The 21626-nt window shown below is 63.9% G+C and carries 19 protein-coding genes, 1 tRNA gene and 1 pseudogene; 14 read left to right on the plus strand and 7 right to left on the minus strand.

Annotation, left to right across the window (positions count from 1 at the left end; genetic code table 11):
- Positions 1-310: 310 nt before the first annotated feature.
- On the minus strand, positions 311-1786 hold the full coding sequence (locus ADJ79_RS09400) for an amino acid permease (protein ID WP_216597115.1): 1476 nt from the start codon (positions 1784-1786) through the stop codon (positions 311-313).
- A 231-nt stretch (positions 1787-2017) separates the two neighbouring features.
- Between ADJ79_RS09400 and ADJ79_RS09405 the strand changes: the two genes are divergently transcribed.
- The 3 genes from ADJ79_RS09405 (at position 2018) to ADJ79_RS09415 (ending at position 4413) form a co-directional block, all read left to right on the plus strand.
- Positions 2018-2842, plus strand: a complete 825-nt coding sequence (locus tag ADJ79_RS09405; RefSeq protein ID WP_050715734.1) for an ABC transporter substrate-binding protein — start codon at positions 2018-2020, stop codon at positions 2840-2842.
- 105 nt (positions 2843-2947) lie between these two features.
- Positions 2948-3709 carry an amino acid ABC transporter permease gene (locus tag ADJ79_RS09410; protein ID WP_371256826.1) on the plus strand — a complete coding sequence of 254 codons (762 nt, stop codon included), beginning with the start codon at positions 2948-2950 and terminating at the stop codon, positions 3707-3709.
- Complete coding sequence (locus ADJ79_RS09415) at positions 3706-4413, plus strand: amino acid ABC transporter permease (protein ID WP_050715736.1); 708 nt, start codon at positions 3706-3708, stop codon at positions 4411-4413. Before ADJ79_RS09410 ends, ADJ79_RS09415 begins: the two co-directional genes overlap by 4 nt.
- 110 nt (positions 4414-4523) lie before the next feature.
- Here the strand turns inward: ADJ79_RS09415 and ADJ79_RS09420 are convergent, their stop codons facing one another.
- Positions 4524-4958, minus strand: coding sequence for a DUF1841 family protein (locus ADJ79_RS09420; protein WP_050715737.1), 435 nt, complete (start codon positions 4956-4958; stop codon positions 4524-4526).
- Positions 4959-4976: 18 nt separating this feature from the next.
- Complete coding sequence (locus ADJ79_RS09425; protein WP_050716550.1) at positions 4977-6233, minus strand: PLP-dependent transferase; 1257 nt, start codon at positions 6231-6233, stop codon at positions 4977-4979.
- Between the two features lie 67 nt (positions 6234-6300).
- Here ADJ79_RS09425 and arsC point away from each other — a divergent pair, with 67 nt between their 5' ends.
- The gene (gene arsC / locus ADJ79_RS09430) at positions 6301-6651 is read left to right on the plus strand and encodes an arsenate reductase (glutaredoxin) (RefSeq protein WP_050716551.1); all 351 of its coding nucleotides are present in this window, start codon (positions 6301-6303) and stop codon (positions 6649-6651) included.
- Between the two features lie 179 nt (positions 6652-6830).
- Here the strand turns inward: arsC and ADJ79_RS09435 are convergent.
- Positions 6831-6907 (minus strand) — tRNA-Val (locus ADJ79_RS09435).
- A gap of 78 nt (positions 6908-6985) precedes the next feature.
- Positions 6986-9190, minus strand: a complete 2205-nt coding sequence (locus tag ADJ79_RS09440) for a bifunctional (p)ppGpp synthetase/guanosine-3',5'-bis(diphosphate) 3'-pyrophosphohydrolase (RefSeq protein WP_050715738.1) — start codon at positions 9188-9190, stop codon at positions 6986-6988.
- Positions 9191-9489: 299 nt separating this feature from the next.
- On the opposite strand from ADJ79_RS09440, the pseudogene ADJ79_RS15480 reads away from it, so the two are divergent.
- The 4 genes and pseudogenes from ADJ79_RS15480 to ADJ79_RS14355 all read left to right on the plus strand — a co-directional run.
- Positions 9490-9585 (plus strand): annotated as a pseudogene (locus tag ADJ79_RS15480) (transposase); the annotation flags it as partial.
- A gap of 562 nt (positions 9586-10147) precedes the next feature.
- On the plus strand, positions 10148-10804 hold the full coding sequence (adk, locus tag ADJ79_RS09445) for an adenylate kinase (protein ID WP_050715739.1): 657 nt from the start codon (positions 10148-10150) through the stop codon (positions 10802-10804).
- 171 nt (positions 10805-10975) lie between these two features.
- Positions 10976-11623, plus strand: coding sequence for a transcriptional repressor LexA (gene lexA, locus ADJ79_RS09450; RefSeq protein WP_050715740.1), 648 nt, complete (start codon positions 10976-10978; stop codon positions 11621-11623).
- A gap of 151 nt (positions 11624-11774) precedes the next feature.
- Complete coding sequence (locus ADJ79_RS14355; RefSeq protein WP_156304120.1) at positions 11775-11912, plus strand: hypothetical protein; 138 nt, start codon at positions 11775-11777, stop codon at positions 11910-11912.
- A gap of 363 nt (positions 11913-12275) precedes the next feature.
- Here ADJ79_RS14355 and ADJ79_RS14360 read toward each other — a convergent pair whose 3' ends face one another.
- The gene (locus ADJ79_RS14360; protein ID WP_156304121.1) at positions 12276-12539 is read right to left on the minus strand and encodes a hypothetical protein; all 264 of its coding nucleotides are present in this window, start codon (positions 12537-12539) and stop codon (positions 12276-12278) included.
- A gap of 694 nt (positions 12540-13233) precedes the next feature.
- Positions 13234-14658, minus strand: a complete 1425-nt coding sequence (locus tag ADJ79_RS09455; protein WP_050715741.1) for a short-chain fatty acyl-CoA regulator family protein — start codon at positions 14656-14658, stop codon at positions 13234-13236.
- A 127-nt stretch (positions 14659-14785) separates the two neighbouring features.
- Here ADJ79_RS09455 and ADJ79_RS09460 point away from each other — a divergent pair, with 127 nt between their 5' ends.
- The 6 genes from ADJ79_RS09460 to pnp all read left to right on the plus strand — a co-directional run bounded on the left by ADJ79_RS09460 (position 14786) and on the right by pnp (position 21605).
- On the plus strand, positions 14786-15214 hold the full coding sequence (locus ADJ79_RS09460; protein WP_050715742.1) for an acyl-CoA thioesterase: 429 nt from the start codon (positions 14786-14788) through the stop codon (positions 15212-15214).
- Between the two features lie 143 nt (positions 15215-15357).
- A complete protein-coding gene (locus ADJ79_RS09465; RefSeq protein ID WP_050716552.1) occupies positions 15358-17376 on the plus strand; it encodes a ribonucleoside triphosphate reductase in 2019 nt (672 codons plus the stop codon).
- A 298-nt stretch (positions 17377-17674) separates the two neighbouring features.
- Positions 17675-17881: an anaerobic ribonucleoside-triphosphate reductase gene (gene nrdD / locus ADJ79_RS09470; protein WP_050715743.1), complete on the plus strand. Its 207-nt coding sequence runs from the start codon at positions 17675-17677 to the stop codon at positions 17879-17881.
- 128 nt (positions 17882-18009) lie between these two features.
- Complete coding sequence (locus tag ADJ79_RS09475; protein WP_082203393.1) at positions 18010-18762, plus strand: anaerobic ribonucleoside-triphosphate reductase activating protein; 753 nt, start codon at positions 18010-18012, stop codon at positions 18760-18762.
- Between the two features lie 200 nt (positions 18763-18962).
- Positions 18963-19229, plus strand: coding sequence for a 30S ribosomal protein S15 (gene rpsO / locus ADJ79_RS09480; protein WP_050715744.1), 267 nt, complete (start codon positions 18963-18965; stop codon positions 19227-19229).
- A 237-nt stretch (positions 19230-19466) separates the two neighbouring features.
- Positions 19467-21605 carry a polyribonucleotide nucleotidyltransferase gene (gene pnp / locus ADJ79_RS09485; protein WP_050715745.1) on the plus strand — a complete coding sequence of 713 codons (2139 nt, stop codon included), beginning with the start codon at positions 19467-19469 and terminating at the stop codon, positions 21603-21605.
- Positions 21606-21626 lie beyond the last annotated feature (21 nt).

Below are 21626 nucleotides of genomic sequence, written 5' to 3' on the forward strand. Positions count from 1 at the left end.
CCACAGTCTGCTTCCCGGTCAGGCGCTGGCTGGCCAGCCTTGGCGGTCTTGGCCTCAGAACCTGTTCAAAGCCAGCATTCAGAGGCTTCCACAAGAGTGTTTTGCTCTTACAAGAGGAGCAAATTTGAGGCCATGAAAACGTGGCTTGCGCGCTTTTCACTAAGACCTCATGCTATTGAACAAGGAGCTAATCAAGGCGTGAAGTCCGCTTGCCCCGAAAGCATGAGCGGGCGGCGCTGCTGTAGCCAGCTTCAAACAAGACGCCCGCGCGGCCTGCCAGCCTGCGCGGGCGTTTTGCGCGCTGCAGCGCTCAGTCGCGGTCGGTCTTGCTCAGATCCACTTCCTTGAGCGTAATCAGGCGCGTGCGGTAGCGCAGCTTGTGATAGACGAGAAAGCCGAAGAACACGGGCAGCCCCATGTAGGTGACCAGCAGGCGCTCCCAGTCGAAATCGCCGTCCAGTATCAGCTTGGTGTCTTGCCCGATGATGACCAGCACGCACAGCGCCAGCGCCAGCAGCGGGCCGAAGGGAAACCATTTGGCGCGGTAGCGCAGCCCGGAAAGCGGCCTGCCTTGCGCCACCCAGGCGCGGCGGAAGCGGTAGTGGCTGATGGCGATGCCCACCCAGGCAATAAAGCCCGTCAGGCCCGAGGCGGCCAGCACGTACTGGTAAGCCGCGTCGTTGCCCAGTTGCAGCATGTAAACGCCCAGCACCAGCGCGCCCGTGGCCAGCAGGGCGGGCATGGGCACGCCGCGAGCATCCACCTTGCCGAAGGCGGGCCAGGCCAGGCCGCTGCGCCCCATGGCGTAGAGCATGCGCGTGGAGGCATACATGCCCGAATTGCCCGCCGAGAGAATGGAGGTGAGGATGACGGCATTCATGGCCGCCGCCGCAAAGGCCAGCCCGGCGCGCTCGAATACCAGCGTGAAAGGCGATTTGGAGATTTCATCCACGTCCGCGCCCAGCAATTCGGGGCTGGTATAGGGAATAATGAGGCCGATAATGGCGATGGCGAGAATATAGAAAATCAGGATACGCCAGAAAACCTGGTCAATGGCGCGGGGAATGTTTTTTTCCGGCTCCTCTGATTCGCCTGCGGTAATGCCAATCAGCTCCGTGCCCTGGAATGAAAAGCCCGCCACCAGAAAAACCCCCAGCGTGGTCAGGAACTGCCCGCCCAGGCTGCCGCCCAGAAAAGGCGCGTCGCCCATGCTGAAGTTTTTCAGCCCGATATATTGGCCGCCCATGATGCCGAAAATGGTGAGCACGCCGATGCCGAGAAAAATAATGACGGTGACCACCTTGATGAGCGCCATCCAGTATTCGGTTTCGCCATACACGCGCACCGAGGCCATGTTGAGCAGAAAAATCATGCATAAAAACAGCAGGCTCCAGCCCCAGGCGGGCATGAAGTTGCGCAGCGGCTCCCAGTAGCTGATGACGACGGCGGCCACGCTCACGTCCACCGCCGCCGTGATCACCCAGTTGAACCAGTAATTCCAGCCCAGCGCGAAGCCCAGCGAAGGATCGACAAAGCGCGTGGCGTACGTGCTGAAGGAGCCGGAAACGGGCATGAACGTGGCCATTTCGCCCAGCGACGTCATGAAGAAATAGACCATGAGGCCAATGGCGGCGTAAGCCACCAGCGCCCCGCCCGGCCCGGCGCTGTGAATGGCCGAGCCGCTGGCCATGAACAGGCCCGTGCCAATGCAGCCGCCAATGGCGATCATGGAAAGATGCCGCGCCTTGAGGCGGCGCTGGATATGGTGGACAGCAGTGTCTGACATGAATGTGAATGCTGAAAACGAAAACCGCAATTGTGCGTGAGGCCGCGCGCCAAGGCGCGGCGGCAGGGGTTGCCGCAGGCGGCGGCGCGCGGCGCAGGCGATCCAACCCCCGGTTGGATGGTTATGTGAAAAATATCGTTTCGGGCGCGGCGCAAATGTGGTTTGATACGCGCCTTCGCTGAAGCGGCGCGGCCCGCGCCGGTTTTCCCTATTCCGACAGGAGCAAATGAAATGAAAAAGCAACTGGCATGGCTGGGCGCCGCCGTTCTGGCGCTGGCTTGCACGCAGGCGCTGGCCGACCGGCTGGAAGATATTCAGAAAAAAGGCGTGCTGAAAGTGGCCTCTTTTGACAGCAATCCGCCTTTTGGCTTTGTGGATGCCAAATCCAAGAAAATCGAAGGGCTGGATGTGGACTTTGCCCAGGCGCTGGCCGACAAGCTGAAAGTCAAGCTGGAAGTGATTCCCACCAACCCGGCCAACCGCGTGCCGCTGCTGGTTTCGGGCAAGGTGGATTTGGTAGTGGCCAATTTCACCATTTCGGAAGAGCGCGCCAAGCAGGTGGATTTCAGCATTCCCTATTTCGCTTCGGGTCAGCAATTCATCATCAAGCAAGGCACGGCGCTGGAAAAACCCGAAGACCTGAACAAGCTGCGCGTGGGCGTGGACAAAGGCACCGTGAATGAGGGCGTGATTCGCAGCCAGTTTCCCGGCGCCACGGTGGTGGCGTATGACGACACGCCTTTTGCCTTTGCCGCCCTGCGCAACGGCAATGTGCAGGCCATCACGCAAGACGGCCCCAAGCTCATCGGCCTGCTGGCCAACGTGCCCGATCGCGACAAATACGTGATTCCGCCATTCACGGTGTCTGAAGACCTGATTGGCATTGGCATTCCCAAAGGCGAGGCGGCGCTCAAGAAAGTGGTGGACGAGGCCCTGCTGGAGCTGGAAAAAAGCGGCAAGGCCGAGCAGATTTACAACGCCTGGTTCGGCCCCGACACAAAAACGCCGCTCAAGCGCCTCTATAAAATCGGCCAGGAAAAACCGCAGGCCAAATAAAACCGTGTTTTGTAACGCCCTGTTTTGAAAAGGGCGCGGCCCGGCCCGAAACCCTGCCGTCGGTAAAAGGCAGGGTTTTTCTTTTTTGCAAATGAGCAATGGCACATGGCGATGAATGTTTTTGGCGAACTGCTCGCGCCCCAATATCTGGGCTGGCTGTGGCACGGCTTTTGGGTGACCATCGGCCTGTCGCTGTGCGTGTGCGTGGCCGCCACGCTGGGCGGCTTTGCGCTGTGCGTGGCGCGCCTGCAAGGGCGCGGCGTGGTGCAGTGGGCGGCGCGCGTTTATCTCTCGGTGTTTCGCAACACGCCTTTGCTGGTTCAGCTGTTTTTCTGGTATTTCGGCGCGAGCGCCTTTTTGCCTGAAGGCTTTTTGCCCTGGCTGAACACGCCCCGGCAGATTGAAGTGGCCGGGCTTGCGCTGCGCTGGCCTTCGTTTGAGTTCATTGCCGGTTTTTTCGGGCTGACGCTGTTTACGGCGGCTTTCATTGCCGAAGAATTCCGCGCGGGCGTGCAGGGCGTGGGCGCCGGCCAGCGCGCCGCCGCCGCCGCGCTGGGCCTGACGCCTCTGCAAGCGTGGCGCCACGTCATCTTGCCGCAGGCGCTGCACAACGCCTTCTCGCCCCTGGTGGGCCAGTACATGAACGCGGTGAAAAACAGTTCGCTGACGATGGCCATCGGCCTGGCCGAGCTGTCTTACGCCTCGCGGCAGGTGGAGACGCAAACGTTCAAGACCTTTCAGGCGTTCGGCATTGCCACGCTGCTGTATCTGCTGCTGATTGCCGCAATGGAAGCGGCCTCGCAGCTGTGGCAGCGGCGCGGGCGTTTTCGCCGCGCGGGGCGTGAAGCGGTGAAGGCGGCGGCATGAATTTTTCCGTCGTCTGGGACAACCTGCCTTACCTGCTGCTGGGCGCCTGGCCCGATGGCCCGCTGGGCGGCGCGGCGCTGACGCTGGCGCTGAGCCTGGCTTCGGGCGCGGCTTCGGCCCTGCTGGGGCTGGCGCTGGGCATTGCGCTGGCCATGCTGCGCCAGCGCGCGCTGCGCGCCGCGCTGCTGGGTGCGCTGGCGTTTTTGCGCGCCATTCCGGTGCTCATGCTCATCTTCTGGGTTTACTTTTTGCTGCCCATCGCCTTCGGGCTGGATGTGCCGGAGCTGCTGACCGTGGTGCTGGCGCTTTCGCTGGTGGGCGGCGCGTATCTGGCGCATTCGGTGTACGCGGGCATCAGCAGCTTGCCGCCCGGCCAGATGCAGGCTGCGCTGGCGCTGGGCATGACGCGCTGGCAGGCCATGCGCCGCGTGGTGCTGCCGCAGGCGCTGCCGATGATGCTGCCCTCCTTTGTCAATCAATGGATTGCGCTCATCAAGGACACCTCGCTGGCTTACGTGATTGGCGTGGGCGAGCTGTCTTTCGTGGCCACGCAGGTGAACAACCGCGTGATGGTCTATCCCGCCGAAATCTTTCTGGCCGTGGCCGTGCTGTATTACCTGATGTGCGCCAGCCTGGATGTGGCATCAGGCTGGCTGCTCAAGCGCCAGCCCGCGCGCGCCTGGCAGGAGCCGCAAGCAGACTGACTGCGGCAGGTTTTCAAGGCCAAATCGCCCGCAAGTCCTGGTGGAATGGGCGCAGGATGCTCTCTTTTTGGGAGCATGCGGCGCGCCTTTCGCGGTTGCGCCGGTTGTGCTCAGTCGCGCGTGGCGCGGCGCTGGATGGCGTCAAGGTAGGCGTTGCCGTCGAAAGGGCGGCCGCTGGATTGGGCATCGGCCAGCATCTGGCCGAGAAAGGCCATGACTTCGTGGTGGGCGCGGTGCAAATCGCCCTGCCGGGAGGCGAGCTGCTCAACGGCGTGGCGAATGCCCCGGGGCTGGTCGATGCTGCATTGCTCGCTGATGGACAGGTGCATGGCCAGGTGCAGGAAGGGGTTGGCCTGGCCGTCCAGCTCCGGGTAGGCGCGGGCGATGGCGCTGGCTTCGTCGGCAAAGTCGGCGTGGTATTCGGGGTGTTCGGCAATCCAGTCAGCGGCCAGGGTTTCGATGGGCTGCATGGGCTGGCCCGCGCGGCGCTTGGCCCACGCGCGGCAGAAGAAGCGGCGCACTTCGGCAGGAGAGGGGGTGAACATGGCGGCGGCGCAGGTATTTCAGGCCAGCGTCTGCTGCATGGCGTGTTGCAGGTCGCCCTGCAAATCAGCCGTGTCTTCCAGGCCAATGGCAAAGCGCACCAGCGTGCCGCGCGCCAGATGCGCGGGCCAGTCATGGCGCATGGTTTGCAGCTCATACGGCATGACCAGGCTGAACGGGCCGCCCCAGGAGTAGCCAATGCGAAACAGGCGCAGCGCATCGCAAAAGGCATCGACTTGTTCGCGGCTGAATTTCTCATCTATCACCACGCTGAACAAGCTGGCGGCTGCCCCCTGGCCTGCCGCATCAGCCGCGCCGCAGACGGCTTGCCAGTGCGCATGGCCGGGTGAAGCGGGCAGCGCGGGGTGCAGCACTTGCGCGAAAGGGGCCTGGCGCGCGGCCCATTCGGCCAGGCGGCGGGCGCTGCGGTCGGCGGCGGCGTAGCGCAAAGGCAGGGTGGGCAGGGCGCGCAGCACGGCTTCGGCGTCGTTGCCGCCCACGCCCAGGCCCAGGCGCATGTGGCAGAGCTTGAGCTTGCGGTGCAGGGCCGCATCGCGCGTGACCACGCTGCCCATGAGCACGTCGCCGCCGCCGCTGGGGTATTTGGTGAGCGCCTGCACGGAAATGTCCACCGCCAGCCCGCGCCCGTCCAGATTGAAGGGGTTGAAGGCCAGGCCCGCGCCCCAGGTGTTGTCCAGCGCGCTGAGCACGCCCAGCTCGCGGCACAGGCGCGCCTGCGCCAGCAAGTCAGGAAATTCCAGCGTGACGGAGCCGGCCGCTTCCAGCCAGACCAGGCGCGTGCGGGGCGTGACGCGATCGGCCAAGTCGGCCGGCTTCATGGGGTCATACACCTGATGGGTGATGCCGAACTGGCGCAGCTCGCCAGCGGCCAGGTCTTTGCCGGGGCCGTAGGCGTTGTCGGGTAGCAGCACTTCATCGCCCGTTTTGAGCAGGCCCAGATTCACCAGCGCCAGCGCAGCCAGACCGCTGGGCGCCAGCAGGCATTGCAGGCCGCCTTCCAGCGTGGCGATGCGCTCTTCGAGCGTGAACGTGGTGGGCGTGCCGTGCAGGCCGTAGGTGTAGGCGCTTTTGTCCATCCACTGGCGTTCGCGCATGGCCGCCACGTTGGGAAAGAACACGGTGGACGCCTTATGCACCGCTGGCTGCGGAGCCTCGAATTCCGCAGGCGGAACGTAGGGGTGGTGTATGAGCCGGGTGGACGAAGCGCGCGGCGCGGATGCGGCTGGATCGGCGGAAGTTGTTGCAGTGTGTGGCATGAGCGCGATAGTAGTGCCTGGCCTGACAATGGCCGCTTTTGCAATGGCTTCCAGCGCAGACCCGCCCATGAGCACCGTTACCCTCTATCACAACCCCCGTTGCAGCACGTCGCGCCATGCGCTGGAGCTGCTGAAGGCGCGCGGCATCGAACCCGTCGTCATCGAATACCTGAAGAATCCGCCCACGGCGGATGAGCTGCGCCGCATCGCCGCCGCCACGGGCCAGCCGCTGCGCGCCCTGATTCGCACCAAGCAGCCTGAGTACCTGGAGCAAGGGCTGGATAACCCCGCGCTGACGGACGATGAGCTGCTGGCCGCAATGGTGGCCACGCCCGTGCTGATCAACCGCCCTATCGTGGTCACGGGAAAAGGCGCCCGCCTGGGAAGGCCGCTGCAAGCCATTGAGCAAGTGCTTTGAGCCAGGCCGCCGCGCTTGAACCTGGCCTGGACTCAATGCCCTGGTTCAAGGCCCAAACCGGCCTCAAGTCCTAGTGGAATGGGCGCAGCTCGCTATTCTTTTCATAGTGATCCGCCAGCCGGGCCGCTGGCAGGCGCAAAAAAAATCGCCCGGCGCTACTGCCGGGCGATTTCGAATGCTGGTAGGCGCGATTGGACTCGAACCAACGACCCCCACCATGTCAAGGTGGTGCTCTAACCAGCTGAGCTACGCGCCTTCGTTGTGAACGAAGCGGCGGATTCTAGCAGTAAAAAAGCAGGCTTTTCTCTGGCGCTTGCGGCCTGCATCGGCGCGGCTAGCGCCTTTTGGCGCTGCGCACGCCGGGCACCTGCCGCACGGCGCGCAAGGCGTCGGCCAGATTCAGCGTGCTGCTCACTTCCACGGTGAAGGTCATCCAGGCCGCGCCTTTGGCAGATTGGGTTTGCACGCCGGTCACGTTGATTTTTTCGCGCGCCAGCACGTCGGAAATGTCGCGCAGCAGGCCCTGCCGGTCTTGCGCTTCCACCGAAATATCAACGGGGTAAGCAGCTTGTGCGCCAACGCCCCAGGCCACTTCGATGATGCGGTCCGGCTCGCGCACGATGAGGTCTTGCAAATTGGGGCAGCTCTTGCGGTGCACGCTCACGCCCTTGCCGCGCGTGACGTAGCCCGCAATGGCATCAGGCGGCGCGGGCTTGCAGCAGCGCGCCATCTGGGTCAGCAAGGAATCCAGCCCCACCACCAGCACGCCGCCTTTGCCCGCCGTGGCGCGGCTGGGCTTGCGCAGCAGCACCTGCCCTTCGGGCGGGGGCGGCGGCTCCGGCTCTGCGGGGCGCAAGGCGGCTTCGATGGTGCGCAGCGAAAGCTCGTCTTTGCCCACGGTTTCAAACAGCGCGTCGGGCGTTTTGTAGCCCAGCGAAACGGCCAGCTCTTCCAGCGCCAGGCTGGTCCGGCCTTCGCGCTGGAGGAGCTTTTCCACCATTTCGCGGCCACGAGCGATGGTTTCGCGCGTGTGCTGCGCGTTGAACCAGGCGCGCACTTTGGCGCGGGCGCGCGAGCTGGCGATGTAGTTCAGCTCGGGGTTGAGCCAGTCGCGCGAGGGGCCGCCTTCCTTGGCAGCGGTGATTTCCACCGTCTGGCCGTTTTTCAGCGGGGTGTTGAGCGCCACCATCACGCCATCCACGCGCGCGCCCCGGCAGCGGTGGCCCAGCTCGGTGTGCAGGGCGTAGGCAAAGTCCACGGGCGTGGCGCCGCTGGGCAGGTCAATCAGGCGCGCGTCTGGCGTGAAAACGTAGATGCGGTCGTCAAACAAGGCCTGCGATGCCGTGGCGTCCGAAAGGTCATGCTCCCAGGCCAGCAACTGGCGCAGCACGGCAATCTTGGCGTCATAGGCGCTGGCGGCGCTCACGCCCGCGTAGCCTTTCACGCCCGCTTCCTTGTAGGCCCAGTGCGCGGCCACGCCGTTTTCGGCGTGCTCGTGCATGGCGCGCGTGCGGATTTGCACTTCCCAGGGCTTGCCGTCCGCGTCGCGCACCACCGTGTGCAGCGACTGGTAGCCATTGACTTTGGGCTTGGCGATGTAGTCGTCAAACTCGCCCGGCACGGGCGTGTAGTGCTCATTCACCCAGGCCAGCGCGGCATAGCAGTCCTGCACCGTAGGCACGATCACGCGCAGCGCGCGCACGTCGTAGATGTGGGCGAAATCCAGCTTCTTGCCGCGCATCTTGCGCACGATGCTGTAGATGTGCTTGGGCCGCCCCGACACCTCGGCATCCATGCCCAGCGCGCGCAGCGCCTTTTCAATATAGGCGCGGCGCTCTTCCAGCGCGGCTTCGCGCTCGGCGCGGCGCTCTTCCAGCATGTTGGCAATGTGCCGGTACACCTGCGGTTCCTGCGCGCGAAAGACCAGGTCTTCCATTTCCCACTTGATCTGCCAGATGCCCAGCCGGTTGGCCAGCGGCGCGAAAACCTCGTGCGACTCGCGCAGCAGCGCCGGCGGCAAGGCGCGCCGCTGGGCGGCAAACCAGCGCAGTGTTTGCAGGCGCGAAGCCAGCCGCAGCAGCACCACGCGCAAATCGCGGCTGAAAGCCAGCAGCATCTTGCGCACGTTTTCCGTCTGCTGGCGCGCGCGCTCCGGCGTGGAAAGCTCCTCGCGCCCCATGCGCGAGAGGCGCTGCGCGCGCTCCAGCCGCACCGCCTCATGCGCCAGCCGTGCAAATTCGGGGCCAAACGCCTTGCCAATGATTTCTTCGGGGCGGTTGAGCTGCTCGCTGGCATACACCAGATAGGCCGCCGCCTGTATTTCTTCGGAGCTGCCAATGTCGGCCAGGATTTTGGCCACGCCATCGGCATGCGCCAGCGCGTTTTCGCCTGAGTGAAAAGACTCGCTGCTGATCAGCGGCGCGGCAAAACTGCGCGCGCGCACCAGAAGCGGCGGCGCGCTGGCGTCAGCCTGGCCGGCCGCTGAAGGCGGATCCGCAGAGTCGATGGCAGAAGAAGAAAGCTGCGCTGGCGTCGTCATTCCTCCATCGTAAACGCCGCGCCTTGCTCTCATTCAGACTTTGCTCAAGCAGCGTGCCTATGCGTATCGCTATCGCGCATCAGTGCATTGCACTGATGCGCTGGCGCGGTGGATGCAACACTGCAAAACCCATCTTCCTCCCTCTGTTGCTGTGCTAGGGCTTGTTGAGTCCCCCCTCTCGTACTGCAATACCGCAATGGAAAGAGGAGCATCAAGCGACAAGCAGTGGGCACAGATGGCCTCGCACTACCTGGGCAAGCCTGGCGATGCAGGGCCAAGAGGCGCGAACAAGCGCTTGGTTTGCAGAGGCCGTGCCGTGGATCGTGCGCACAGGCAGCCCCTGGCGCGACTTGCTCGAAGAATTTGGCAAATGCAACGCCGTCTTCAAGTGCTTTCGCGAATGAGCTGGGCAATCTGGTTAATTTCGTGCTGATCTCATTGAAAACTTCTTTGACAAGCTCAACGTGTTCAAACGCCTTGTGCCATGCACGGAGACAAGACCGACGCCAGCTTCAAAGCTGCGATTTATCCAGCTTCGGCTGTAATTTAGTCTCGGTAATTCTCAACAGGTCCTAGGACGCCATGCTATTGATAACAGAGCAAAATAAGGTGCCCTGCTGGCAGCCGTCCTGCGACCTGTACATTGGCACGGCCTGGCCGTTTTGGCTGCCCTGGCGGCCTGGGGCGCGAGCGGGTTGCTGACGGGGCGCATCCTCCACCCTCTTTCTCCTGGAGTCTGTTCACGGCCTGCTCGAGAGCGCGCAAGGGTGGACTCGGGCAAGCCTGCGGCGCTGCGGATTTACCGGGCTACTGAAGGGTGCAAATGGGCCGCAGATCCAATCCGCAGCCCCTCGGGCCAGACTTCGAATAGCTTCTTGCGCGGGCGCTTTTCGCTCATGATTTACGCGTTTCACGCATTCATCTTCCACGTCATTCATAAAGAGAAAGGAAACTGGTATGAAACTGATTCTTCTGGGCGCGCCCGGCGCGGGCAAAGGCACGCAGGCGGCGTTTATCTGCCGCCAATATGGCATTCCGCAAATTTCGACGGGCGACATGCTGCGCGCCGCCGTCAAGGCCGGCACGCCCCTGGGGCAGCAGGCCAAGGCCGTGATGGAAGCGGGCCAGCTGGTCAGCGACGATCTCATCATCAACCTGGTCAAAGAGCGCATTGCCCAGCCCGACTGCGAGGCCGGCTTTTTGTTCGACGGCTTTCCCCGCACTATTGCGCAGGCCGAGGCCCTGAAGCAAGCGGGCGTCAAACTCGATTACGTGCTTGAAATCGATGTACCTTTCGAGGCCATCGTGGAGCGCATGAGCGGCCGCCGCAGCCACCCGGCCAGCGGGCGCACCTATCACGTCAAGTTCAATCCGCCCAAAGAGCAAGACAAGGACGACGTGACCGGCGAGCCGCTGGTGCAGCGCGACGACGACCGCGAGGAAACCGTGAAAAAACGCCTGGACGTGTACAGCCAGCAAACCCGCCCGCTGGTGGACTACTACGGCAACTGGGCCAAGGCCGACCCCGCCGCTGCGCCCAAATACCGCACCATCAGCGGCCTGGGCACGGTGGAGGAAATCACCGCCCGCGCCCTGGCGGCGCTGGCGGGCTGATCCGCCGCCGCCCTGTTTCAGGCGTTTCAAAAGCCAGCGCGTCAGCGCTGGCTTTTTGCTTTATGGCGGCGCCTTGGCTGCTTTGGAGCCGGCTTGCATATTCCAGAAAGCTGATTAAAAATACAGGCGTCACTGGATATCGAAACAGTCTTTTTATCCGCCACCGCCATCATGACCCGCAAGCTCACGGACCGCCAGCGGCAGATTCTGGATCTGATCAAAACCATCATTGCCGAAACAGGCGCCCCGCCCACGCGGGCGGAAATATCAACGGCGCTTGGCTTCAAGTCGGCCAATGCCGCGCAGGAGCACCTGCAAGCGCTGGCGCAGAAAGGCATGATTGATCTGGTCAGCGGCGCCTCGCGCGGCATCCGCCTGCGCGGAGAAGCCAAACTGATGGTGGTGGATACCTCGCAACTGCCGCCCGAACACCTGGCGCTGCCGCTGATCGGGCGCGTGGCAGCCGGCTCGCCCATCCTGGCGCAAGAGCATGTGGACCAGACCTACCACATTGAAGCGCACCTGTTTTCGCGCAAGCCCGACTATCTGCTGCGCGTGCGCGGCATGTCCATGCGCGACGCGGGCATCATCGACGGCGACTTGCTGGCCGTGCAAAGCACCCGCGAGGCCTACAACGGCCAGATCGTTGTCGCCCGCTTGGGCGATGACGTGACCGTCAAGCGTTTTCACCGCAATGGCGACGTGATCGAGCTGCATCCTGAAAACCCCGACTACCCCACCATCACCGTGCGCCCCGGCGAGCCTTTCGTCATCGAGGGCCTGGCCGTCGGCCTGATCCGCAACAGCATGCTGGTGTGAGCGCCCACGCCCGCCAGCGTACGCCCGCGCCCCGTCAGGCCGCAACGGTTTTTCACGCGTGAAACGCGCCATCGGCGGGTGGCTTGCTACAAAAGAAGGGGCAAATTCAAGAGGCCGAAAGTGGCGTTTGCGCCCGTTTCTCCTGGAGATCATGCTCCGAATAACGGAGCAAACCCATGCCTCAAGGCAACGCACTGCGGGCGCAGCGGGCGCAGCGGGCGCAGCGGGCGCAGCGGGCGCAGCGGGCGCAGCGGGCGCAGCGGGCGCAGCGGGCGCAGCGGGCGCGTGAAGGGCAGAGCAGGGCGGCGGATCGGTGCGCGCAAAGCTCTGAGAACCTGTTCAAAGTCTGTCTTCGGGTGCTGAAAGCGTGGCCTTTAGGCGGCCTGCGGCGTTGCCAATCCTTCCAATCCTTGATGGGCAGCAATTGAACAGTCAGGCTGATCTGTGGCTTGCGCTTTGTAGTCCATCCCGGTTCTCGCTTTCGCCCCTCATGGCCAGACGCTGAACAGGTTCTGATGAATCGGTGGATGAACGCCGCCTCATCCGCATTGCCAGTCTGAATCAAACCATATTCCCCGGCAAAGCAGAAAATGCTTGCCCAATAAAACCATGCGCCGCCGTGAATGGGGTGTTGCATGACCATTCGCAATATTCAGGCAGCACGAAAAATAATCAGCGCCCTTGCCGGTAAAACCCGCCACTGCGCAAGATACAAGCGGTGAAACGCCGAGAATGACGTTGAATACGCTGGAGCGGCAATGTGAATTGCATTGGCATATGTCGCCAAAATCATGTGGGCGCAATCAATTTCACGCGCCGCAGCGCTTTGAATGCAAAATGAAATCACGCCAGGCGCATGAGCGGCTGCTGATTGGATTGCGTCTTTGCAAATTTGCAATGGCACTTGATTGAACATTTGCTGCCCGGCGGGACGGGCCAAGCGGGAAAAGCCGCCGCCAATAATGATTGGTTTGTCGATGCAGCGCCTTATCGATACCGTGCAATATCGCGCGGTGGTGCGTGTTTAAAGCCTTGGCCAGGATGCCAGCAGCGGAAGGCCATGCTGAATGCAGCGATCGCGCGGGCGCCCGCGCAGTGCGGGGTAAAAAATCAGGATGGCCGGGCGATTGCGACGTGCTGGGCAAGGCAGTTGGCTAGCCTTTTGGGCACCATGCCCTCTTTCTATTTTCCATTTCCCATGTGGCGGCCTTGTCTGTTTTCTAGAGACAGGCGGTGAAAAGCAGCGCTTGGTCCCGCGCTCGCGCCGGAAGCGGCCTTGCGTGGGCGCTTCGGGCAGGCGGATGGATTCTGGCGGCGGCGCGCCATGCGTCAGTCAGGCTTTGAAGCTCCCGGCCCGTTTGTGAATAGACGCCTACAAATGCAGGATGCTCTCAAAAAAAGAGCGAATTTATGAGGGCATAAAACGGCATCTGCGCTGACTCCACTAGGACCTCATGCTATCGATTAAGGAGCTATATATGTCAGGAAGCCTGCTTTGCGCTCGGCTGTAAGGGCGCAGGGGTGGACCGGGATGGTTTGCAAGAACCACGCCCGGGGCTGCGCTTTTCGCGCCCACGGATGAACGGTTCCGGGGGCAGTTTGTGCCAGGCCTAGGCGCTGTAGGGCGCAAACCAGCTGCGGTTTTCGTCTGCTTGCAGCGCGCGGCCCACGAAGGGGAAGGCGCGTTGCGGGCATTGGGCGCGATCGCACACTTTGCAGCCCATGCCGATGGGGGTGGCTGCGCCGGGGTCGTTCAGGTCCAGCCCCTGGGCATAGACCAGCTGGTGCGCGTGCCGGATGTCGCAGCCCAGGCCGATGGAAAACTGTTTGCGCGGCTGCCCCCAGCCGGGGCGGCCATGCGAGACGGCGCGCGCAATCCACAGGTAGGCGCGCCCGTCGGGCATGACGGCCACTTGCCGCAGGATGCGGTCTGGCTGGCCGAAGGCTTCGTAGACGTTCCACAGCGGGCAGGCGCCACCGGTGCGCGAGAAGTGAAAGTGCGTGGCCGATTGGCGCTTGGAGATGTTGCCCGCCTTGTCCACCCGCACGAAGAAGAAGGGCACGCCGGGCGCGCCCGGCCTTTGCAGCGTGCTGAGCCGGTGGCAGACGGTTTCAAAGCCCACGTCAAAGCGCTGGCCCAGCAGGTCGATGTCGTAGCGCAAGGCTTGCGCCGCTTGCAGGAAGTCGGCATACGGCAGCAGCAGCGCGCCGGCCACGTAGTTGGCCAGGCCAATGCGGGCGAGGCGGCGCGCGGCGGCGTCGTGCGCGAGGGAGGGTGCGTCAATTTGCGCGTCGATGGCTTCGCCCAGCTCCAGCAAGGCCAGTTGCGTGCCCATCTGGAAGGCTTGCTGGCTGGGGGTGAGCGCCGCTGCGATGAAGAGCGTGCGCGTGGCCGGTTCGTAGCGGCGCTTGTCTGCTTGCGCGCCTTCGGCGTGGCGCACGTGCACGCCGTGCTGCTGTTGCAGGCGCTGCCGTAGCCAGGCGGCGAGCGCGCCGCCGCGCACCGGAGCTTGGGTCTGGCTCTGGGCTTGATGGGCCAGCGCTTCGGCGGCGCGGTCCAGCGCGTCGAAGTGGTTTTGGTGCGCGAAGAAGAAATCACGCACAGCCTCGAAGGGCAGGGCGCGCGGCAGCGTGCCGCCGCTGCGTTCGTCGCCCAGGCGCAGCGCCAGCGCTTCCAGGCGCTCGGCGGCTTCGGCATTGCGGCGGTGCAGCGCCAGCACGGCGCGCGCCAGCGCGGGCATTTGCGCGGCAACTTCCCGCAGCTCGGGCAGGGAGATGGCCTCGGGCGCGTCTGCCAGCGCTTCGCGCAGGGCGGCGACCAGGCGCGCCTCGCCGTCTTCGGAGAACTGCTGCACGTCCACGCCCAGCGTCTGGCTGATTTTGAGCAGCACGGACACGGTGAGCGGGCGCTGGTTTTGCTCGATCTGGTTCAGGTAGCTGGGCGAGATGCCCAGCGTGTGCGCCAGGGCTGTTTGCGACAGGCCGCGCTCGGCGCGCAGACGGCGCAGCTTCAGGCCCATGAAGGTTTTTTTCATGGCCCGGATGATGCGCCATGCGGAGCGGCGAGCATTCGCAATATTCGCAAAAGGCCCGGAATTTTCACGCAACCATTCGCCATTTCAGTGCTTTTGCAGCGCGGCTGTTTTGCGTAAATTGCGAGTGATGACGAGAGATGAGCAGACGGCGATTTCGAGCGCCGAACTTCAGGAGCTGGTGCTGCCGGGCATGGCCAACCACCACGGCACCTTGTTTGCGGGCCTGGGCCTGCAACTGATGGCCAAGGCGGCTTTCATGGCCGCGCGCAAGCTGGCGCGGCGCGAGGTGGTGATGGCGGGCGCGTCGGGCATTGATTTCATGCGCCCCATTCCCGTGGGCCGCACGCTGGCGCTGCGCGCCTGGGTGAGCCGGGTGGGGCGCAGTTCGATGACGGTGTGCATCAGCGGTTTTGCCGAAGCGCCCGGCGTGCGGCGCGAAGAAGTGCTCAAGGGCGTGTTCGTGATGGTGGCCGTGGGCGGCCAGGGCCGCCCGGCGGCCATTGACGCGGCCCGCGCCCATGCCGCCCCTGCACCGCAAACGCCAGAAGTGTCATGACCTTGCCTGCCGCCATCCGGCCGGGGCAGCCGCCTGTTCCGTTTGTCTTTGGTTCCGGGCAGCGCCGCGCGCTGCGCCTTTCATCTTTTTTCCGGGAGATCTGATCCGTGACCACGCCTACACCCAGCGCCGCCGCGCCTGCCATGCCCGCTGCCGTCATCCAGCGCGACGGCCAGCGCGCCGTTTTTGACGCCTGCCGCATCCGCTCGGCCATTGCCCGCGCGGGCGCGGCCACGGGCGAGTTCGGCGACGCGCAAGCCGCGCTCCTGGCCGATGAGGCGTGCCGCGTGCTGGCCTACCGCTGGCCGGGTGGCGCGCCGCACATCGAGCAGATTCAGGACGTGGTGGAGCAAACGCTCGTTGCCGCGCGCCACATGGCCACCGCGCGCGCCTACATGGCCTACCGCCAGCGCCGCGCCACGCTGCGGGCCGACGCGCAGACGCTGGTGGACGTGCAAAGCTCCATCAACGAATACCTCACGCGCGCTGACTGGCGGGTGAACGCCAACGCCAACCAGGGCTATTCGCTGGGCGGCCTCATCCTGAACGTGGCGGGCAAGGTCACGGCCAATTACTGGCTCTCGCATGTGTATGCGCCCGAAATCGGCCAGGCGCACCGCGAGGGCGACATTCACATTCACGATCTGGACATGCTCAGCGGCTACTGCGCGGGCTGGTCGCTGCGCACGCTGCTCACCGAAGGGCTGAACGGCGTGCCGGGCAAGGTGGAGGCCGCGCCGCCAAAGCACATGTCTTCCGCCGTGGGGCAGATCGTCAATTTCCTGGGCACGCTGCAAAACGAATGGGCGGGCGCGCAGGCGTTTTCGTCATTCGACACCTACATGGCCCCCTTCGTGCGCAAGGACGGCATGGACTACGCCGCCGTGCGCCAGTGCATGCAGGAGATGATTTACAACCTGAACGTGCCTTCGCGCTGGGGCACGCAAACGCCTTTCACCAACCTCACCTTCGACTGGGTGTGCCCTGAAGACTTGCGCGAGCAAGTGCCCGTGATCGGCGGCGAGGAAATGCCTTTCGCCTACGGCGACTTGCAGGCCGAGATGGACCTGATCAACCGTGCCTACATCGACGTGATGACCACGGGCGATGCGAAAGGGCGCGTGTTCACCTTTCCCATTCCCACCTACAACATCACGCCCGACTTTCCGTGGGAGAGCGAAAACGCCGGGCGCCTTTTTGCCATGACGGCCAAATACGGCCTGCCGTATTTCCAGAACTTCATCAATTCCGAGCTGAAGCCCAACATGGTGCGCTCCATGTGCTGCCGCCTGCAACTGGATTTGCGCGAGCTGCTCAAGCGCGGCAACGGCCTGTTTGGCAGCGCCGAGCAAACGGGCAGCGTGGGCGTGGTTACCGTCAATTGCGCGCGCCTGGGCTACCTGCACGCGGGCGACGAGGCCGCGCTGCTGGACGCGCTGGGCCGCCTGCTGGAGCTGGGCAGCCAGAGCCTGGAAGTCAAGCGCAAGCTCATCCAGCGGCTGATGGATCAGGGCCTGTTCCCCTACACCCGGCGCTACCTGGGCACGCTGCGCAACCACTTTTCCACGCTGGGCGTGAACGGCATCAACGAAATGGTGCGCAACTTCACGCGCGGCGAGCAGGACATCACCACCGCATGGGGCCACGCCTTCGCGCTGCGCCTGCTGGACTTCGTGCGCAAGCGCATCACCGGTTTTCAGGAGCGCACCGGCCATCTCTACAACCTGGAAGCCAGCCCCGCCGAAGGCGCAACCTACCGCTTCGCCAAGGAAGACCTCAAACGCTGGCCGGACATCCTGCATGCGGGCACGCCCGGCAAGCCCTACTACACCAACTCATCGCAGCTGCCCGTGGGCTTTACCGACGACCCCTTCGAGGCGCTGGCGCGGCAGGAAGACTTGCAAACCAAATACACCGGCGGCACCGTGCTGCACCTGTACATGGGCGAGCGCATATCGGACGCCGCCGCCTGCCGCGAGCTGGTGCGCCGCGCCCTCACGCGCTTTCGCCTGCCTTACATCACCGTCACGCCCACTTTTTCCGTCTGCCCCGTGCACGGCTACCTGGCGGGCGAGCACCCATACTGCCCCTTGTGCGACGCCGAAAAGCTGGCGGCCAAACGCCAGGCCATTGAGCGCCAGCAGCAGGCGCGGGCGGCTTGAGAACCAGCTCCAAACCTGTTCGATGACAGGCGCATTTCACTCTGTTTTCGAGAGCGAATTCAAGGCCTGAAAAACGCATTTGCCGCACGGTCTCACGGGACTTGATGCAATCAAATTGGTAGCGAAATAAATGATGGTCCCGGGAGCGTTTTGACGGCAGGATCTGAGCAGGCTGCAAACGCCTGTTCAAGAAACGGCCCGGTCTGGCGCAAGCCTTCCATCACGCGCGGCAGCAGCCATCAAAGAAGTGGCGACAGCCTTCTTCCCCTTTTCTTCAACCACCCGAAAGGAGCTTTCCATGAGCAAAACCATCGCCATCCGGCCGGTTGCGGCGCCTGCCGTCGACGCCGTGCAACTCACCGACGAAGAGCGCCAGCCCTGCGAAGTCTGGACGCGCGTGATGGGCTACCACCGCCCCGTTGCCAGCTTCAACATCGGCAAACAGGGCGAGCACGCCGAGCGGCGCTTCTTTGCGGAACCTGCCGCGCTGAGCCGTTGCGCCTGAGCGGCTGCTTCAGAGCCGCCATTCCCGCCCGCGCGGGAATGGCGATGGTCATTACGGCCATGTCGCGAATTTGCTCCTTCATCAATAGCATGCTTTTCAATATGTTCTAGGACATCATGGCATTTGAGATGCCTGAATTCGCTCCTCTTTTTGATGTGAAAACACCTGCCAGCCTGCCGTCAGAGACTGCCCGCCCTGCGGCGGAAAGCGGCAAGCCCCTGCGCCTGGGCGGCCTCACGCCGCTGACCACCATCGACTTTCCGGGCCGCCTGGCCGCCGTTCTCTACTGCCAGGGCTGTCCGTGGCGCTGCACCTACTGCCACAACACGGAGCTGCTGGACGCCGCCACGCCGCCCGCCCTGCCGTGGCCGGACGCGCTGGCCTTTTTGCACCGGCGGCGCGGCCTGCTGGACGGCGTGGTCTTCTCCGGCGGCGAACCCACCTTGCAGACTGCTCTTGCCGACGCCCTTGCCGCCGTGCGCGCGCTGGGCATGCAAACGGCCCTGCACACCGCCGGCATGTACCCGCAGCGCCTGGCCGCGCTGCTGCCGCAGCTGGACTGGGTGGGGCTGGACATCAAGGCCCCCGCGCACCGGCACGACGCCATCACCGCCACCCCCGGCAGCGCCGGCCGTCCCCGGCAGGCTCTGCGCGCGCTGGCGGACAGCGGCATCGACTTTGAATGCCGCACCACCTGGCCCCCGGGCCTGTTCAGCGCCAGCGAATTGCTGGCCCTGGCTGACGAACTGCGCGCCAGCGGCGTGACTTGCTGGGCCGTGCAGGAATGCCGCACCCCCGCCGCTCCCGCCTGGACGCTCACGCCAGAGCAAATCCGCCAGCTTGGCGCGGGCTTTGAGCGCTTTACCCTGCGGCGCGCCTGAAAAAAAGAGTGCGCCCGCAAGAGGGCGCCTGCGCTTGCCGCCTTTCAGCGAAAGCGCAGCTTCTTGAGCCTTTTTTCAGGCAGGACCAGACAGGGGCGATGCCATACAATCCGCCGGTTTTGCATGTCGCAAAACGCACGCCGCGTGCAGTTCCGGCGCGTGGCGCAAGTCAAACCATTTGGAACGCAAGGATTCAAGCAATGATCTCCAAAGAGAACAAGGCCGCCGTGGTCAAGGACAACGCCCGCAAGGCTGGCGACACCGGCAGCCCCGAAGTGCAGGTGGCCCTGCTGACGGCCCGCATCAACGAGCTGATGCCCCACTTCAAGCAGCACGCCAAAGACCACCACGGCCGCCGTGGCCTGCTGCGCATGGTCAGCCGCCGCCGCAAGCTGCTGGACTACCTCAAGGGCCGCGATGCCGACCGCTATCTGGCCCTGATTCAGAAACTCGGCCTGCGCAAGTAAGCCGCCATGCACGCCAAAACGCCTGACGCCTTTGCTGGCCCAGGCGTTTTTGTGTTTTTTCAACCCCGGAGCGCGGCGTTTCACAGGCGAGGCTGTGTCATTCCAAAACCCAAAAAAGTTTGCAGGCCCTGCCGGTTTGGCTGGCGGGCCGGGTTCTGGAATGGCATCGCGTCTTGAGAAAAACCGGCTCCAGCGCCCGCAAAACAAGCGCGGGCAGCTATCAAACAAGGAGCAAACATGAGCCTTTTCAACAAAGTCACCAAGACCTTCCAGTGGGGCGACAAAACCGTGGTAATGGAAACGGGCGAAATCGCCCGCCAGGCCACGGGCGCGGTGCTGGTGAACATAGACGACACCGTGGTGCTGGCCACGGTGGCCGCCAGCAAGCAGGCCAAGCCGGGACAGGACTTTTTCCCGCTGACGGTGGACTACATCGAGAAAACCTACGCGGCGGGCAAGATTCCCGGCAGCTTTTTCAAGCGTGAAGCCAAGCCCAGCGAGCTGGAAACGCTGACCAGCCGCCTGATTGACCGGCCCATCCGCCCGCTGTTTCCGGAAGGCTTTTTCAATGAAGTGCACGTGGTGGTGCACACGCTGTCGCTGAACCCGGAGGTGGATGCGGATATTGCCGCCATGATCGCCGTGAGCGCGGCGCTGTCGGTGAGCGGCATTCCCTTCAACGGCCCCATTGGCGCGGCGCGCGTGGGCTACGTCAATGGCGAATACGTGCTCAACCCCGGCCCCACGGCGCGCAAGAACAGCCAGCTGGACCTGGTGGTGGCGGGCACGGAATCGGCTGTGCTGATGGTGGAGTCGGAAGCCGATCAGCTTTCTGAAGATGTGATGCTGGGCGCGGTGGTGTTCGGCCACGAGCAGGGCAAGATTGCCATTGAGGCCATTCACGATTTGGTGCGCGAAGCGGGCAAGCCCCTGTGGGCCGAAGACGGCACCTGGGCGCCGGAAGCCCGGGACGAAGCCTTCATGGCCAAAGTTAAAGCGCTGGCCGAAGAAAAACTGCGCGCGGCCTACCAGATTCGCAGCAAGCAGGCCCGCACGCAGGCCCTGCGCGAGGCGTATGCCGCCGTCAAGGCCGCTTTGGCCGAAGAGGGCGCGGAGTTTGACGAAGTGAAGGTGGACAACCAGCTGTTCGAGCTGGAGGCGGCCATTGTTCGCGGGCAGATTCTGGCGGGCGAGCCGCGCATTGACGGGCGCGACACGCGCACCGTGCGCCCCATCGAAATCCGCAGCAGCGTGCTGCCGCGCACGCATGGCTCGGCCCTGTTCACGCGCGGCGAAACGCAGGCGCTGGTGGTGACCACGCTGGGCACCGAGCGCGACGCGCAGCGCATTGACGCGCTGGCGGGCGAGTTTGAAGACCGCTTCATCTTCCACTACAACATGCCGCCCTTTGCCACGGGCGAGGCGGGCCGCATGGGCAGCACCAAGCGGCGCGAAATCGGCCACGGCCGCCTGGCCAAGCGCGCCCTGGTGCCGCTGCTGCCCGGCAAGGATGAGTTTCCCTACACCATCCGCGTGGTGAGCGAGATCACCGAATCCAATGGTTCTTCATCCATGGCTTCCGTGTGCGGCGGCTGTCTGAGCCTGATGGATGCGGGCGTGCCCATGAAGGCGCATGTGGCCGGCATTGCGATGGGCCTGATCAAGGAAGGCAACCGCTTTGCCGTGCTGACCGACATTCTGGGCGACGAAGATCACCTGGGCGACATGGACTTCAAGGTGGCGGGCACGACAGGCGGCATCACGGCCTTGCAGATGGACATCAAGATTCAGGGCATCACCAAGGAAATCATGCAAGTGGCGCTGGCGCAGGCCAAGGAAGCGCGCATGCACATTCTGGGCAAGATGCAGGAAGCGTTGGGCGAGGCCAAGGCCGAGATCAGCAGCTACGCGCCCAAGCTCTACACCATGAAGATCAACCCGGAAAAAATCCGCGACGTGATCGGCAAGGGCGGCGCGACCATCCGCCAGCTCACGGAAGAAACGGGCACCACCATAGACATTGCCGAAGACGGCGTGATCACCATTGCCAGCAATGACGCCGCCAAGGCTGAAGAGGCGCGCCGCCGCATTGAGGAAATCACTGCCGAGGCGGAAGTGGGGCAGGTTTATGAAGGCCCCGTGACCAAGATTCTGGACTTTGGCGCGCTGGTGAACATCCTGCCCGGCAAGGACGGCCTGCTGCACATCAGCCAGATTGCCCATGAGCGCGTGGAAAAGGTGAGCGACTACCTGCAAGAAGGCCAGGTGGTGCGCGTGAAGGTGCTGGAAACCGACGACAAGGGCCGCATCAAGCTGTCGATGAAAGCCCTGCTGGAACGCCCGGCGCGCGAAGAACGCCAGCCAGCGGCTGAATGATGGCTATCAAAAAGAGAGCGC

The organism is Ottowia sp. oral taxon 894 (assembly GCF_001262075.1).
GTDB classification, from domain to species: domain Bacteria; phylum Pseudomonadota; class Gammaproteobacteria; order Burkholderiales; family Burkholderiaceae_C; genus Ottowia; species Ottowia massiliensis.